We start from the raw sequence: 13281 nt of genomic DNA, 5'->3' as shown, positions 1-13281 counted from the left end.
TCTCAGGCCAGCGCGTTGCGCACGAGTTCGTCGAGGCTGCCGTCGTCGGCGAAGCCGAGGCCGCGCGCGATCGGCGTCTGCAGCGGCGGCATGCGTCCGAAGATGCTTTCAAGGGCGGCGTCGGGTCGCCAGCGCAGCTGGGGCGGGCGTCCACCGACCCTGGCCGCGGCTTCGGCCACGTCGCCGACGGCCGCCGAGATCACGGGCAGTTGCACCACACGCCGCGGCGACAGGCCGGCGGCCGGCAGTCGCGCGGCGAGCAGCAGGTTGTCCACACAGCGAGGACGCGACATCCACCAGCACCGCGCCTGCGGCGACACCGGGCACTCATACGGTTCGCCGGCGTGCAGGCGGCGGATCAGGTCGCTCATGAAGGCCGATCCGTGCCCCGAAGCCGAAGCAGGCCGGGCCACGATGCCCGGCAGGCGCAGCGATACACCGTCCAGCAAGCCGCGGCGGCTGGAATCCGCGAGCTGGATCTCCGCCATCAGCTTGTGGGCTCCGTAGCTCATCGAAGGGTTCGGGGCGGTGGACTCGTCGACCTCGGCGCCTGCCTCCATGGCGCCATAGACCGCGATGGAGCTGGCGAACACCACGCGCGGCGGCTCGCCGCCTGCACTGGCCACGCGATCGAACAGTGACAAGGTCGCCTGCAGGTTCACTCGGGCGCCAAGAGCGGGCTCCCGCTCGGCCAGGCTGCCGGGCACGCTGGCCAGGTGGAACACGAGGTCGACGCGCGTACCGAGCGCCGCATCGAGCCGCCGAGGATCGGCGAAGTCGCCTTCCAGCATGGCCAGGCGCCTGTCTGCTCTCCACGAGGCAAGGTCGCCGAAGCTCTGGTCGATCGCCGTGAGACCGGTGAGCGGCTCGGCGGTGGCCGAGGCATCACTGAGAAGGCGCTGCACCAGCGCCTGGCCTACGAATCCGGCCGCGCCGGTGACGAGCACGTGCATGGCCGTCCTCTACCGACGGGCCAGTGCCGCGGCCAGCGGAGGCTCGTAGCGCCCGTCCACCAGCACGAACAGCATCCGGCACGGCTTGCCCGAGCGGTTGGCCCAGGCGTGGTTGGTGCCGCGCTGGATCACCACGCTGCCGGGCCGCAGCGTCGCCTCGCCCTGGTCGAGCACCAGCGTCATCTCGCCTTCGATCACGACACCGTAGTCCACGGATTCGGTGCGGTGCATGAGCGGGTGCGGGGAGTCGGGCTGCACAGTGCTGGCCTCCTCGTCACCGATCTGCTCGAAGGCCTCCTGCATGCGCTCGTGACCACGCGCCAGGAACTCCGGGGTGTCCGGCGGGATATCGACGAAGCGCATGCGGGTGCCCTGCGCCGGCGGCGGCAGCATCAGCGGCCCGGCGGTCGGGTCGGACTCGTCGAGCGAGATGGGCGCCGGCGTCGCCGCCGTGCTCCACACCTCATGGAACACGGTGCCCGGGATGGCCTCGATGTGCGCGACCGTGGTCAGGGGGCCGTCCGTCAGCACGAGGGCACGGCCTTCGGCATCGTGGCCGGTGACGACGCGATGGATGGGGGGGAACTCCATGGGGCGCCCCTCAGATCGGTTGCGCCAGCGCGATCATCGACTCGCGCATGATCCGGGCATGCTCGGCCTTGTCGCCGCCGGTGGCCTCGATCTCGCCCAGGCGGGCCGAGTTCTCCACCACCATGCGGCAGCGCTCCCAGCGGCGTTGCTGGAAGGCGGCCAGGGCCGCCTCCACGGTCGCGGCGCAGGCCAGTTCCTCGGCCAGCACGATGCCGTCCTCGATGCCGATGCAGGCGCCCGATGCCAGGTGCGGCGTCGTGGCATGCACCGTGTCGCCGATCAGCACCACGCGGCCCTGGTACCAGGGCCGAGGCACGAGCAGGCCCTCCAGCGGGCGGTAGATGACGAGAGAGTGCTCGTCCAGCTGCTCGCGGACCTGCTGCATCAGCGGCGCCGGGAACGGGGCCAGCAGCGCCTTCAGGCGCGGCACGAACTCTTCAGTCGGGATGCGCTCGTTGACTGCTCGGTCCTCGGTGACGAAGAGGTATATCTGCGTCTTCGACACCGGGTTGACGCCGGTCTTCACCTTGGGGCCGACCCACATCATGGTGTTCTTCACCTCGGGCGGTCGCGGCAGGACGGCGCGCCAAACGCCCTGGCCGCTGTAGCGCGGCTTCGGCGCCTGCGGGAAGAGCGTCTCCCGCACTTGCGAGTACAGGCCATCGGCGCCCACCACCAGGTCGTAGCGGCCGCGCGTGCCGTCGTTGAATGCCACGTCCACGCCAGCGCTGTCCTGCTCGATGGCGGTGAACGTGCAGCCGAGCCGCACCTTCACGCCGGCCGCCCGCGTGGCATCGGCCAGGATCGTGGCGAGCACCGGCCGCATGATGGCGCCGCCGCCCGGCACGTCGGGCCCTGCGACGCGCGGTGTGGGCAACTCGGCCAGCAACTGCCCGGTGGGCGCGAAGACCTGCGCCCCGTCATGCCCACTGCCCTCCTCCAGGAAGCGCGGCAGCACGCCCAGCGTGCCCAGGGCGCGCAGCGTGGCGCCGCCTATGCTGATGCCGGCGCCGTAGGAACGCCAGCCGGGATCGATCTCGACCAGTTCGACTTCCAGGCTCTGGCGCGCGCAGTGGATGGCGGCGGCCATGCCTGAAAAGCCGCCGCCGATGATGAGCAGCTTGCGGGCGGGGGATGTCATGGGCTTGTCTCCTGCAGGTCGTGGGTCGCGGCGAGTACTTCGCCGTCGTCGTTGAGTTCGAGTGGAACGGCCTTCAGCGATTGGCCGAGGCACGGTCCGAGGGTGCAGCGGCCGGTGGCGACGTCGAAGCGCGCGCCATGCGCGGCGCAGACGATGGCCTCGCCGGCCGCATCGAGATAGGCGTCCTTGCGCCAGGGCAAACGGGTGTCGCCATAGTGTGGGCAGAGGTCCAGGTAGGCGTGCAGCGCCCCACCCTGTCGCACCACGAACACCGTGTCGTGGCCGCGGCCCAGCGGGTCGAAGCCGCGGGCGCTGCCGTCGGCCAGCGCGTCGATCCTGCACAGGGCCATGCGGTCGGGTATTTGACCAAGGGCCTTGCGCGGATCCGGCTCCGCCGGTCCGCTGCAAGAGCGCCCTTGGGGGGCAGCGACCGGAAGGGAGCGTGGGGGCTTCATTTCCCGGGGAGCGGGCCGCCCGGAGCCCACTTCTCGCGGTGCTGGAGGAGGAACAGCTGCGAAGCGTCGGCGCCCATGGGGGCCTCGCGCGCGGCCCAGGCCCCGTCGTGCAGGTCCATGTCGGCGTCGTACTCGACGTGGCAGCCCAACGGCGAGTTGAAGTACCAGAACCAGTTGGAGCCGAAGCGATGCCGGCCCGGGCCCCAGAAGCTCTCGTAGCCCTTCTGCACGAAGCGCGTGCCGGCCTGCATCACCTCCGTCGGACCGCCGAGGTGGAAGGTGAAGTGCTCGCAGCCTTTCATGAAGGGCGGCGTCTGGATCATGAACAGGGTGTGATGGTCCAGCGTGCCGGCCGGTCGCAGGAAGGGGCCGACGCCGGTGAATCGGTCGGTGCAGACGAAGCCCAGCCGATTCACGTAGAAGGCCTCGGCCTGGGCCGCATCGGGCACGAAATAGACCACATGCGACAAGCTGCGCGGCCGGCAATCGGCGTCGTCGCGTACCGCCACGGTGTTGGGCGCGCGTTGCGGTTGCGCACCGGGAGCGTTGATCGTCTCGGCGGGCAGCGCGAGCGGCTTGCGCACGCTGAGCTGGAAGCCGAGCACGAAGCCCATGTCGTCCACCGATTCGATGGAGCCGTCGGGCAGGCGCTCCACCGTCCGGTCGCGAGCCAGTTCCTCGGCGATGGCCTGCAGCGTGGCGGCATCGCCTACGCCATACACCGTCTTGCGCAGCATGCTTGAAGTGCCCAAGCCGGGCGGCAGCGCGGGATCGTCCTTGTGCGCGATCACGATGGCGGTGCCGTCCAGCGCCTCGAAGCGGCCCTGCCCGACGGCTGTCAGGCCGTAGTCGGTGAGGTACTGGCTGCAGGCGGCGACGTCGTCCACGCCGAAGACGAGCGCGTCGGGTCCGATGATGTTCATGCGTCTGTCCTTTTCCGTTTGCTCATGAAACCAAGGTTCAGGCACGGATCCGGCTTTGCCGGTCCGTCGCCTGCGCCCCCTCGGGGGGCAGCGACCGGAGGAGGCGTGGGGGTCAAAGGTTCTCAGCCACCCAGTCGGCGATGTAGTGACCGGCGTTGATGCTGTTGTCGAAGCTGGCGTGCTGCACGCCGCCTTCGCGGTCGGTGAAGACCTTGAGTTCGCGCTTCGGGCTGTTGACGAGCTGCTCATAGGTGCGCTCCGCCCACTTCAGCGGGATCTGCGAATCCTTCTCGCCGTGGGTCACCAGGAAGGGCACGCGGATCCTCTCGGCCACGCCGTCCAGGTGCACGTCCTCGGCGATGCGCATGAAATCGTCGATGTCGGTGGCGCCCCAGACCCAGCAGACGTGCGCCCAGTAGTGCGGCACGGGGAAGTCGCCTTCTTTCTGCAGGCGCTTCTTCTGCACGTCGCGCCAGTCGTGATTGGCCCCCCAGCACACGCCGGCGGCGAAGCGCGGCTCCATGGCCACGGCGCGCGGGCAGTAGTAGCCGCCCAGCGAGACACCTTCGCAGCCGATCCGCTTCGGGTCGACGTCGTCGCGTGTTTCCAGCCAGTCGACGATGCGGCTGGCCCAGTGCTCGGTGTCGTAGCGCGCGGTCATGCCGTGAAGGCGCAGCGCCTCGCCGGTGCCGGGCTGGTCGACCACCAGCGAAGACACCCCTCGCCGGGCCAGCCAGGTTGGCAGGCCGACCAGGTGCTTCATCTCCTTGGTCGAGTCCAGGCCGTTGAGCTGGACGAGGATCGGTGCGCGCTCGCCGGGCTTCTGGCCTTCGGCCGGCAGGTACAGGGCGGAAAGGTGCTTGCCCTCGTAGGGGATCTCGACGCGCTGCACCCGGTCGCCCATCAGCCGCGAACCTTCGAGGAAGAGTTCGAGCTCGCGCCGGTAGATGTCGAGCCGGCCCGGCGCGTCGTGGGCCTGCAGCCGCTCGGCGGTGATCAGGTAGCTCGACGCACGGCGCAGCTTCTCGCCGGCGGAGAGCATCCGGCCGCGTGCGCGGTCCTCCTCGGCCAGCGCGCACAGCTTGTCGGCCATGCGCACCCAGGTCTCGCGGAAGGCCTGCGTGCCGGCCGCGTCAGGCGCCTTGGCGGCTTCCTGTAGCGGAGCGCACATCTCCTCGATCTCGCCGATGCGGGCACCCATCTCGATCGCGAGATCGACCGAGAGGTTCCAGACGTAGTTGGTGGGGAAGTAGCGGAACATGCGATGAAGATGGAGGGGTGGAAAATCAGGGCTTCGTGTGCAGCGCGCCGAAAAAAGCGGCAGAGTTCTCGGCCGACGGATGGCGCCGCCGCTTCAGCAGAACGTGGGCCAGCGCAGGGATCAGCACCATCGCGCCGACCATGTTCCACAGGAACATGAAGGCCAGCAGCAGGCCCATGTCGGCCTGGAACTTGATCGGGCTGGCGACCCAGGTGATGACGCCCACGGCCAGCGTCACGCCGGTCAGCAGCACGACCTTGCCGGTGAACAGCAGCGCGTGGTAGTAGCTTTCGGACAAGCTCTTTCCCTCGCGCAGCTGCGCCAACGTGACCGAGAGGATGTAGAGCGCGTAGTCGACGCCGATGCCCACGCCCAGCGCGATCACCGGGAGCGTGGCGACCTTCACGCCCATGCCGAGCGCCACCATCAGCGCCTCGGCGAGCACCGAGGTCAGCATCAGCGGCAGCACCGCCACCAGCACGGCGCGCCAGGAGCGGAAGGTGGCGAAGCTCAGCAGCACGACCGCGCCGTAGACCAGCAGCAGCATGGTTCGCCACGCGTCCTTGACGACGATGTTGGTCGCCGCCTCGATGCCCGCACTGCCGGCCGCAAGCATGAACTTCACGTCCGCCGTGTCGTTGGCCCGGGCGAAGGCCTCGATATGGTCGACGACGCGCGTCAGCGTCTGCGCCTTGTGGTCGCGCAGGTAGACGTAGAGCGTCAGCAGCGAGCAGGCATCGTTGTAAAGGCCGCGCGGAGCCCCGGCCGTGACGGTGTTGAGCATGTCCTGGTTGGGCAGGAACTCGTACCACTTGGGGTTGCCCTCGTTCAGGCCCGCGAGCACCCGGCGGTTCAGCAGCGAGAGCGTGTTGGTGGTCTCCACGCCTTCGAGCTGCCGCAGCTGCCATTCGAGCGCGTCGATCTTGTTCAGCGTCGCGTACTGCGAGCACTGACCCTCGGGCGTGCTCACCATCACGGCCAGCACGTCGCTCGACGCGCCGTAGGCGGCGTTCATGAAAGCCACGTCGCGGTTGTAGCGGCTGTCCGCGCGCAGCTCCGGGGCGCCGGGGTCGAGGTCGCCGATGGCCAGGCGCTGCGAGACCCCGAAGCCAGCCGCCGCCAGGACCACGCTCGCGCCGACCGCACCGACGGCCCAGCGTCGCTGAGTGAAGCGGTCCAGCCAGCGCCACAGCGGCTGCTTCTCTTGCGCCGCTTCCGCCCTCAGGCTGCGCTGGGCGGCCCTCGCGCTGACACCCGTGTAGCTCAGCAGGACGGGCAGCAGGATCAGGTTGGTGAAGATCAGCACGCCCACACCGATCGAGGCGGCGATGGCCAGCTCGCGGATGGCCTGGATGTCGATCACGAGCAGCACGGCGAATCCCACCGCGTCGGCCAGCAGCGCCGTGAGGCCCGCGAGGAACAGTCGCCGGAAGGTGAATCTCGCCGCCACCAGCCTGGGCAGGCCACGCCCGATGTCCTGCATGATCCCGTTCATCTTCTGCGCGCCGTGGCTCATGCCGATGGCAAAGACGAGGAAGGGCACGAGGATCGAGTACGGATCCAGCGCGAAACCCAGCGTCGGCAGCAGGCCGAGCTGCCAGACCACCGCGACGAGCGATGCAGTCACCACCAGCATCGTCGAACGCCAGCAGCGCGTGAACCAGAACACCATCGCAGCGGCGATCGCAACCGCTAGGGCAAAGAACACCAGCACCGCGCGCACACCGTCGATCAGCTCGCCGACGATCTTGGCGAACCCGGTGACGTGCACTTTCACGCCTTGCGACTCGTACCTCGAACGCAACTCGTCGAGCTGGCGCGCCAGAGCGCCGTAGTCCAGCGGCCGTCCATCAGGCGCCCTGGCCAGCAGCGGCACGAAGATCACGCTGGACTTCGCGTCGAGCGCGACGATCTGGCCGAGCTCCCCGGAGCGCGCGATGTTGGCGCGCAGTTGCTCCAGGCTCTGCGGCGAGCCGTCGTACCCCTCGGGGATGACCGGCCCGCCTTCCAGGCCCTCTTCGGTCACGCCGACCCAGCGCGTCGTCGGCGTCCAGAGCGACTTCATCTGGTGGCGCGCGACGCCCGGCAGCAGGAAGACCTCGTCGCTCATGCGGCGCAGGGTGTCGAGGTACCGGGCTTCGTAGATCGAACCTTGCGGGGCCTCGACCGCGATCCGCACCGCGTTGCCCAAGCCGCTGAGTTCGTTCTGATGCTCGAGGAAGTGCCGGATGTACGAATGCTCGGCGGGAATGGTCTTCTCGAAACTGGCGTTCAGCTGCAGCTTGGTGGCCTGCCAGCCGAGCAGCGCGGTCACGAGCGCACACAGCACGACGACGATCAGCCGATGATTGAAGAGCGCACGCTCGACGAGCGAGCCCGAGCGGGGGTCGAAGTCCTGCGTCGTCATGGTTGGGCAGCGATGGGCATCACGCCCTGGATGGACAAGGCCAGCAGCGCGCCGCCGCGGCCTGCGGCCAGGCCGGTGAGCGGCGGCATGGGATCGCGGTGGACGGGCACGAAGGCCTCGCCGCGCCGCGCGAGCACGAAGCCCGCCTGGCTGGCCAGCAGCAGCGTGCCGTCGGCAGCGAGCTGGCTGCCGACGATGGAAACCGGCATCGGGACCGCCAGCGCGCTCCATTCGCGGCCGCCGTCGGTGGAGTGCCAGACGTTGCCGCGCAGCCCGGCCAGCACGATCTCGCGCTCGTCGGGCAGCTCCAGGGTGAAGAAGCTCCCCGGGTAGGGTGTGGCCAGGCGCTGGAAGCTGCGGCCGCTGTCGTCCGACTTCAGCACCAGGCCCTGCTCGCCGGCGATCACGATGCGGTTGCCGCGCTGGCGCGCCGCGTACAGGTGCAGGCCCTTGGGGTTGTCGATCCGGGCGGCCCAGGAACTCCAGCTCGCACCACCGTCCTCGGTGGCGAGCGCCAGGCCGTAGGCGCCGACGACCAGCGCGCGGCCGGCGCCCAGGATCAGCACGTCGAGCAGCGGCTTGTCGGGGCCGTCGGCGCGCAGTTGCTCGGCGGCCTTCTGCGCTGCCGCGTCCTGTCTCTGCTTCGCATCGGCCAGCAGCAGCTCGGGGATGCGGCGCCCGTCGAGCCGCCGAGCCCAGCTGCGGCCGCCATCGCCTGTGATGAGCACCGTGCCGCCGTGGCCCACGGCCACGCCGTGGCGCTCGTCGGCAAAGCGCACGGCGGTCAGCGTGACGCTGACCGGCGATGCGACCTGCTGCCAGCGGGCGCCGCCGTCTTCGGAGCGCAACACCAGGCCGCGCTCTCCCACGGCGATCCAGGCGCTGCCTGCCTGGGCAGCACCGAGCAGCACGGCCCGCTCGGGCACTCGCGTCAGCTGCGCGGGCCGCTCCAGCGCCTCGCTCACGGACTCGGCGGCCCATGCCGGGGCGGCTGCGAGCAGCAACGCCACGAGCACCTGGGCCATTCGCGCAGGGCCCGAACTGGTTGGCCGTGGGTGCCTTGCCCTGTGAGCCCCTGCCCCGCGGCCTGAGCCCACACCCGCCGTTCGGCCTGAGCCCACACCCGCCGTTCGGCCTGAGCCTGTCGAAGGCCAGCGACTCACTGCTGCGCGTGTCACGCCATTCCCCCTCTCGGTCACCTTGCGCCTGCCGCGGCCATCGCGTCGGGCGTGAACGTGCTGTCCGAATACGTGGGCACGATCGGATAGTGCGCAGCCTTGGCGTTGTAGAGGTTGCCGACGAAGGCGGTGCCCGAGAGCAGGTCGTTGAAGCCGAAGCTGCCGACCACCACGCCGGGCAGGTCCGGCGCGACGAAAGTCTGGGCCCAGACGGTCTTCCACAGCTGGCCGTTGGCATCCCAGCGGTCGGCCAGCAGGCAGGTCCAGGTGTCCTCGTCGCAGTAGTAGCGGCTCTTCGGGGCCTGGTGGCGCTTGCCGTCGCGCAGCGTGGCCTCGACAACCCAGACGCGGTGCAGCTCCCAGCGCACGAAGTCCGGGTTCAGGTGATGAGCGCCCAGCACCTCGGCATCGGTCTTGGGCTGCAGCAGGCGGTTGCCGTTGTAGGGCACCACCATCTCCTTCTTGCCCACGAGCTTCCAGTCGAAGCGATCCAGCCTGCCGGTGAAGACCTCGATCTCGTCGAAGGACATGACGCCCGCCGCCGCCGGCGTCGGCGTGTCGCAGCAGGGGTTCGGCAGCTTGCGCACGCGGCGCTGGCCGGTCAGGTAGACCCAGGCCTGGGACTTGGTGAAGTCCAGGTTCTCCCGGCCGACGATGGCCTCGCCGGCGCGGATCGGCGGGCCGGAGCTGGTCAGCTTGACCAGCCAGAACTCGCCGCCGAACTTGTCCGGGCCCGAATCAGGCAGGTAGTAAGGCATCTGCTGGTCGCCCACGCCGTCGGTGGTGAGCACGGCCTTGCCGTCGGCGGTGAGCTGGTACGAGTCGATGTGGAACTGCCACGAGCTGCCGCGCCAGCGCAGCACGTGGTTCCACATCACCTCGGCACCCGACTTCGGCACCGGGAACGGGATGCCGCCATGAGCGCCGCTGATGGTCTCGCCATCGAGCCTGGCCCGGGTCGCGTTCTTGAAGGTGTTGTCGTACACCCACTGCGGCGCGGCCGCCGTGCGATGGGTCTTGTAGACGTCGACGCGGTAGGTATCGGGGTACTTCTTCAGCAGCGCCTTGGTGCCGTCGGTCAGCTTGTCCGCGTACTGGTCGGCGTTCTTCGCGGTGATCGAGTAGACCGGCTTCTCGTCCTTGAACGGATCGCCGCGCCGGCCGCCCGGCTTGTCGCCCGCGATCGGCGTGGTGTGGCCGCCCGTCCAGGCCGGGATGCTGCCGTCCTTGTTGCCCGCCTTCTCCGCCCCCAGCGGCGTGAGATCGGTCTTCAGGTGCGCGGCCTCATCGGCGCTGACGCCGGCGAAGCTGGCCCAAGGCAGGCCCAGCATGGCCACGCACGCAGCGGTTGCCACAAGTCTTTGGTTCATCGTCGTTGTCTCCTGGTTTTCAGCTCGGTTGCTCCACCGCGAGTCGCGCTGCCCGCGACGCACGAAGCCGCCCCAACCAAGGGGTTTGCGCGGATCCGGCTTCGCCGGTCCGCTGCAAAAGCCCCCTCGGGGGGCAGCGACCGGAAGGGAGCGTGGGGGTCTCATTTCAGAACGTGCGGCGCAAGGTCAGCGCCACGAAGTCGCGGTCGGCCAGCGAGTTGCCGCGGCCGAAGATCGGGCTGCCTCCGGTGGCGGCCGGCGAGAAGTCGACGAAGGGCACGGCCTTGCCGATGAACTTCGTGTAGTTCAGGGCGAACTGCCAGACGCCGAGGTAGTTGCCGTCGATGCCGACGTTCGCGCTGCCGCTGCCACGGCCGTCCCACACGGTGACTGCGGAATGGCCGTCCAGCGTGTAGCGCAGCCCGAGCGGGACATTGAGGTCCAGGCCCGGCAGCACCTGCCGGTAGCTGGGCGTGAAGATGAGCTGCAGCGCGGTGGCGTCCCGCGTGCGGCCTTTGTCGAGCTCGCCATCGGGGTCGTTCACCCGCAGCACGCGGTTCCACGCCAGCTCGGCGACCAGGGCCGATTCGCGGGCGACGAAGCTCGGCCCGAAGGTGGCCAGGGTCGACAGGTTCAGGTGCGCGGTGCGGCCGGTGGCGTACTGCGGCTCGGGCTGGCCCGGGAAGAAGCCGTAGAGCATGTTGGTGCTGCGCAGCGGCATGTTGTCGCGCACGGAGGCCTCGCCGGCGAAGTTGAAGTCGCCGGCGGAGAGCGAGGCGCTCAGGCCGTAGACCTTCACCGCCTCGGGGAAGGCGAAGTACCAGCTGCCGGGCAGCGAGCCGTCGGGCGCGGGCGTGCCCAGCGTGTTCAGCTGACCGTAGAGCTGGCCGCCCTTGTCGTGGTAGCGCGCGGCGTAGAAGCCGAGGTCGATGTCGTCCAGCCGCCAGCGGACCTGCGCGCCGAACTGGCCCGAATCCTTGGGCTTGCGGTCGCCGCCGGGCGTGAGCACGAAGTTGCCGACCCCCGGGATGCCGACGAACTCGGGCTGCTTCGAACCCCAGGGGATGTTGGTCGTCGAGAAGTAGCTGCCCTCGGGGGGCAGGCGGTCCGCTTCCCACCCGAACTGCACGTAGCCTCCGATGGACAGGTCCGGCGAGAGCTGCAATTGCGCCGACCACTGCGGCACCGGGCGGACGATCTCCTTGAACTGCGCGTTCGGCGAGCCGAGCAGCTTGAAGATGTCGATCGGGCCCTGGGCCCGCGCGATGCCGTTGTCGCCGAAGAACAGGCTCTCGCCGTACTGCAATGCATGGCGGCCCAGGCGCGTACTCAGCCGCCGCCCGTCACCGAAATCGAAGCTGCCGAAGACGAAGGCATCGAGCAGCTCGGCCTTGCGACCCGCGAGGTCGCGGGTGTGCTCGGGGAACTCGTTGTAGGGCGACTGGCCGTTGACCGATTCCTTCGCATCGGTCTTTCCGCTGTACGCGCCGTCGTACCAGGCCGCGGCGCTCAGGCGCACGCCGTAGTCCTTGCGATAGACCGCGTCGAACTCGCTGAGCAGATCCAGGCGCTCCGAGACGAGGCCGCGCTGGCGGAAGTTGTCGTCGCCGGCGTTGAAGTTCAGGGCCTGGGGGAAGGCGGAGGCCGGCACGCCGGGCACCAGCAGCCGGAAGGAGTCGACCAGCGCAGGGTCGGCCTTCTCGGTGCGGGCCATCAGGCTGCCCTTGAGGGTGTTGTCTAGGCGGATCGACCAATCCGGATCGTCGACGTCGATCGCGACGGCGTGCGCGCTGGTGGCGGCCAAGGCGGCTGCGAGCGCCAGGGCGGCTCGGGTTCGTTGTGGTGGCGTGGGCTTTGTCATGGGGGCGTCTCCTGTCTTTCTCTCTCTCGTCCTCAGGGATTCATGCGGGCTCCGAGACCAGCGCGCTGATCTCGTCTCCGATCTGCTTCAGGTCGGTCTCCGGCTCGGGGTTCAACATCCAACACGCGGCTCGCTCGACCAGGGCATGGAGCCGCTGCACGCGGGCGCCTCGGCGCTCCATGAATCGCCGCAGCAACAGCGGCCGCTCAAGCCGCGCGGCGACGAGTTCGCCGAGCACCACGGCGTCCTCCAGCGCTTGTGCCGCCGACTGGCCGAACGGCGGTGCGATGGCGTGCGCCGCCGCCCCCACGCACAACACCGCCCCACGGTGCCAAGGCGCCTCGCGCAGGGCACTGGCGACCGGCCGGGGCGCCACGGGCGAAGAGGGCTCCATCAATGCAGCCACGCGGCGCGGAAGCGGGCCCCAGGACTGCAGCAGCCGCATGAGCGCTGGGCCGTCCATCGGTCCCTCAAGCGCCTGTGTGCCGACCACGGCCATGCCGGCTCGCGACATCCCGCTGGGCACCAGCAGCAGCCGGCGGCCCACCGAGCCCGCCATCCAGGTCGAGCGCTCGAGCCATGGCGGCCGCGGCATCAAGGTGTGCCACCAGGTGTGCTGCGCAAAGCGTGATGGCGCCGCGCCGAAGAGCGTTGCGGCCAGGGGCGAGTCGGCGCCAGTGGCCAGAACCACGAGGTCGCCTGCGAACGCCCCGCCGTCGACCTCGACCCGCCCGCGTCGCGGCTCCACGACCCGCGCGGCACAGCCCCGATGCAGCGTGGCGCCCGCCTGCGTTGCCGCGCCAGCGAGGAGTTCCAGCAGGTCGTCGAGCGCCACGCCAGCCGCCGGCGGCAACTGCGGCCCCGCGAGCCGAGGCGTCGGCACGCGCAGGGCCTCTTCGCCGTTCTCGTCCACCACCGAGAGATCGCAATAGGCGAAACCGCGACGCGTGCAGCCGTCCGCCACGCCCAGGCGTGCCAGGTCACGCAACAGGCTGGGCACCAAGTCCACCGTGGCGGGCACGTGGCCGGGCGAGTGGCGTGCCTCGAGCACATCGACCTCGGCACCTGCCTGTGCGCACGACAGCGCACAGGCCAGGCCAGCGATCCCGGCGCCTACGACGACGACGCGCTGGGTCACCGG

11 protein-coding genes are annotated in these 13281 nt (G+C 69.8%); all 11 read right to left on the bottom strand.

Annotated elements, in window-relative coordinates:
• Positions 1–2 precede the first annotated feature (2 nt).
• Positions 3–953, bottom strand: coding sequence for an NAD-dependent epimerase/dehydratase family protein (locus ACS5PM_RS23465; protein WP_439390130.1), 951 nt, complete (start codon positions 951–953; stop codon positions 3–5).
• A gap of 9 nt (positions 954–962) precedes the next feature.
• Complete coding sequence (locus ACS5PM_RS23460; protein WP_439390129.1) at positions 963–1544, bottom strand: cupin domain-containing protein; 582 nt, start codon at positions 1542–1544, stop codon at positions 963–965.
• A gap of 10 nt (positions 1545–1554) precedes the next feature.
• A complete protein-coding gene (locus tag ACS5PM_RS23455) occupies positions 1555–2685 on the bottom strand; it encodes an FAD-dependent oxidoreductase (RefSeq protein WP_439390128.1) in 1131 nt (376 codons plus the stop codon).
• On the bottom strand, positions 2682–3035 hold the full coding sequence (locus ACS5PM_RS23450) for a Rieske (2Fe-2S) protein (RefSeq protein WP_439390127.1): 354 nt from the start codon (positions 3033–3035) through the stop codon (positions 2682–2684). The genes ACS5PM_RS23455 and ACS5PM_RS23450 overlap by 4 nt, the downstream gene beginning before the upstream one ends.
• 101 nt (positions 3036–3136) lie before the next feature.
• Positions 3137–4063 carry a VOC family protein gene (locus tag ACS5PM_RS23445; protein WP_439390126.1) on the bottom strand — a complete coding sequence of 309 codons (927 nt, stop codon included), beginning with the start codon at positions 4061–4063 and terminating at the stop codon, positions 3137–3139.
• 112 nt (positions 4064–4175) lie between these two features.
• Positions 4176–5324 (bottom strand): alpha/beta hydrolase family protein, encoded by a 1149-nt coding sequence (locus tag ACS5PM_RS23440; RefSeq protein WP_439390125.1) that lies wholly within the window; start codon positions 5322–5324, stop codon positions 4176–4178.
• Positions 5325–5349: 25 nt separating this feature from the next.
• Positions 5350–7731 (bottom strand): efflux RND transporter permease subunit, encoded by a 2382-nt coding sequence (locus tag ACS5PM_RS23435; protein ID WP_439390124.1) that lies wholly within the window; start codon positions 7729–7731, stop codon positions 5350–5352.
• Complete coding sequence (locus ACS5PM_RS23430; protein WP_439390123.1) at positions 7728–8756, bottom strand: WD40/YVTN/BNR-like repeat-containing protein; 1029 nt, start codon at positions 8754–8756, stop codon at positions 7728–7730. Before ACS5PM_RS23430 ends, ACS5PM_RS23435 begins: the two co-directional genes overlap by 4 nt.
• A gap of 170 nt (positions 8757–8926) precedes the next feature.
• Positions 8927–10279, bottom strand: coding sequence for a DUF1329 domain-containing protein (locus ACS5PM_RS23425; protein ID WP_439390122.1), 1353 nt, complete (start codon positions 10277–10279; stop codon positions 8927–8929).
• A gap of 166 nt (positions 10280–10445) precedes the next feature.
• Complete coding sequence (locus tag ACS5PM_RS23420; protein ID WP_439390121.1) at positions 10446–12140, bottom strand: DUF1302 domain-containing protein; 1695 nt, start codon at positions 12138–12140, stop codon at positions 10446–10448.
• Between the two features lie 40 nt (positions 12141–12180).
• Positions 12181–13278 (bottom strand): FAD-dependent oxidoreductase, encoded by a 1098-nt coding sequence (locus tag ACS5PM_RS23415; protein ID WP_439390120.1) that lies wholly within the window; start codon positions 13276–13278, stop codon positions 12181–12183.
• Positions 13279–13281 lie beyond the last annotated feature (3 nt).

The sequence above is a fragment of the Ideonella flava genome, from assembly GCF_051857595.1.
Lineage (GTDB): Bacteria > Pseudomonadota > Gammaproteobacteria > Burkholderiales > Burkholderiaceae_C > Ideonella.
This window is presented reverse-complemented; position numbering and strand designations above follow the sequence as displayed.

Coding starts and splice junctions, on each gene's coding strand:
- ACS5PM_RS23465 (WP_439390130.1), bottom strand. CDS start 953: ATGCACGTGCTCGTCACCGGCGCGGCCGGATTCGTAGGCCAGGCGCTG.
- ACS5PM_RS23460 (WP_439390129.1), bottom strand. CDS start 1,544: ATGGAGTTCCCCCCCATCCATCGCGTCGTCACCGGCCACGATGCCGAA.
- ACS5PM_RS23455 (WP_439390128.1), bottom strand. CDS start 2,685: ATGACATCCCCCGCCCGCAAGCTGCTCATCATCGGCGGCGGCTTTTCA.
- ACS5PM_RS23450 (WP_439390127.1), bottom strand. CDS start 3,035: ATGGCCCTGTGCAGGATCGACGCGCTGGCCGACGGCAGCGCCCGCGGC.
- ACS5PM_RS23445 (WP_439390126.1), bottom strand. CDS start 4,063: ATGAACATCATCGGACCCGACGCGCTCGTCTTCGGCGTGGACGACGTC.
- ACS5PM_RS23440 (WP_439390125.1), bottom strand. CDS start 5,324: ATGTTCCGCTACTTCCCCACCAACTACGTCTGGAACCTCTCGGTCGAT.
- ACS5PM_RS23435 (WP_439390124.1), bottom strand. CDS start 7,731: ATGACGACGCAGGACTTCGACCCCCGCTCGGGCTCGCTCGTCGAGCGT.
- ACS5PM_RS23430 (WP_439390123.1), bottom strand. CDS start 8,756: ATGGCCCAGGTGCTCGTGGCGTTGCTGCTCGCAGCCGCCCCGGCATGG.
- ACS5PM_RS23425 (WP_439390122.1), bottom strand. CDS start 10,279: ATGAACCAAAGACTTGTGGCAACCGCTGCGTGCGTGGCCATGCTGGGC.
- ACS5PM_RS23420 (WP_439390121.1), bottom strand. CDS start 12,140: ATGACAAAGCCCACGCCACCACAACGAACCCGAGCCGCCCTGGCGCTC.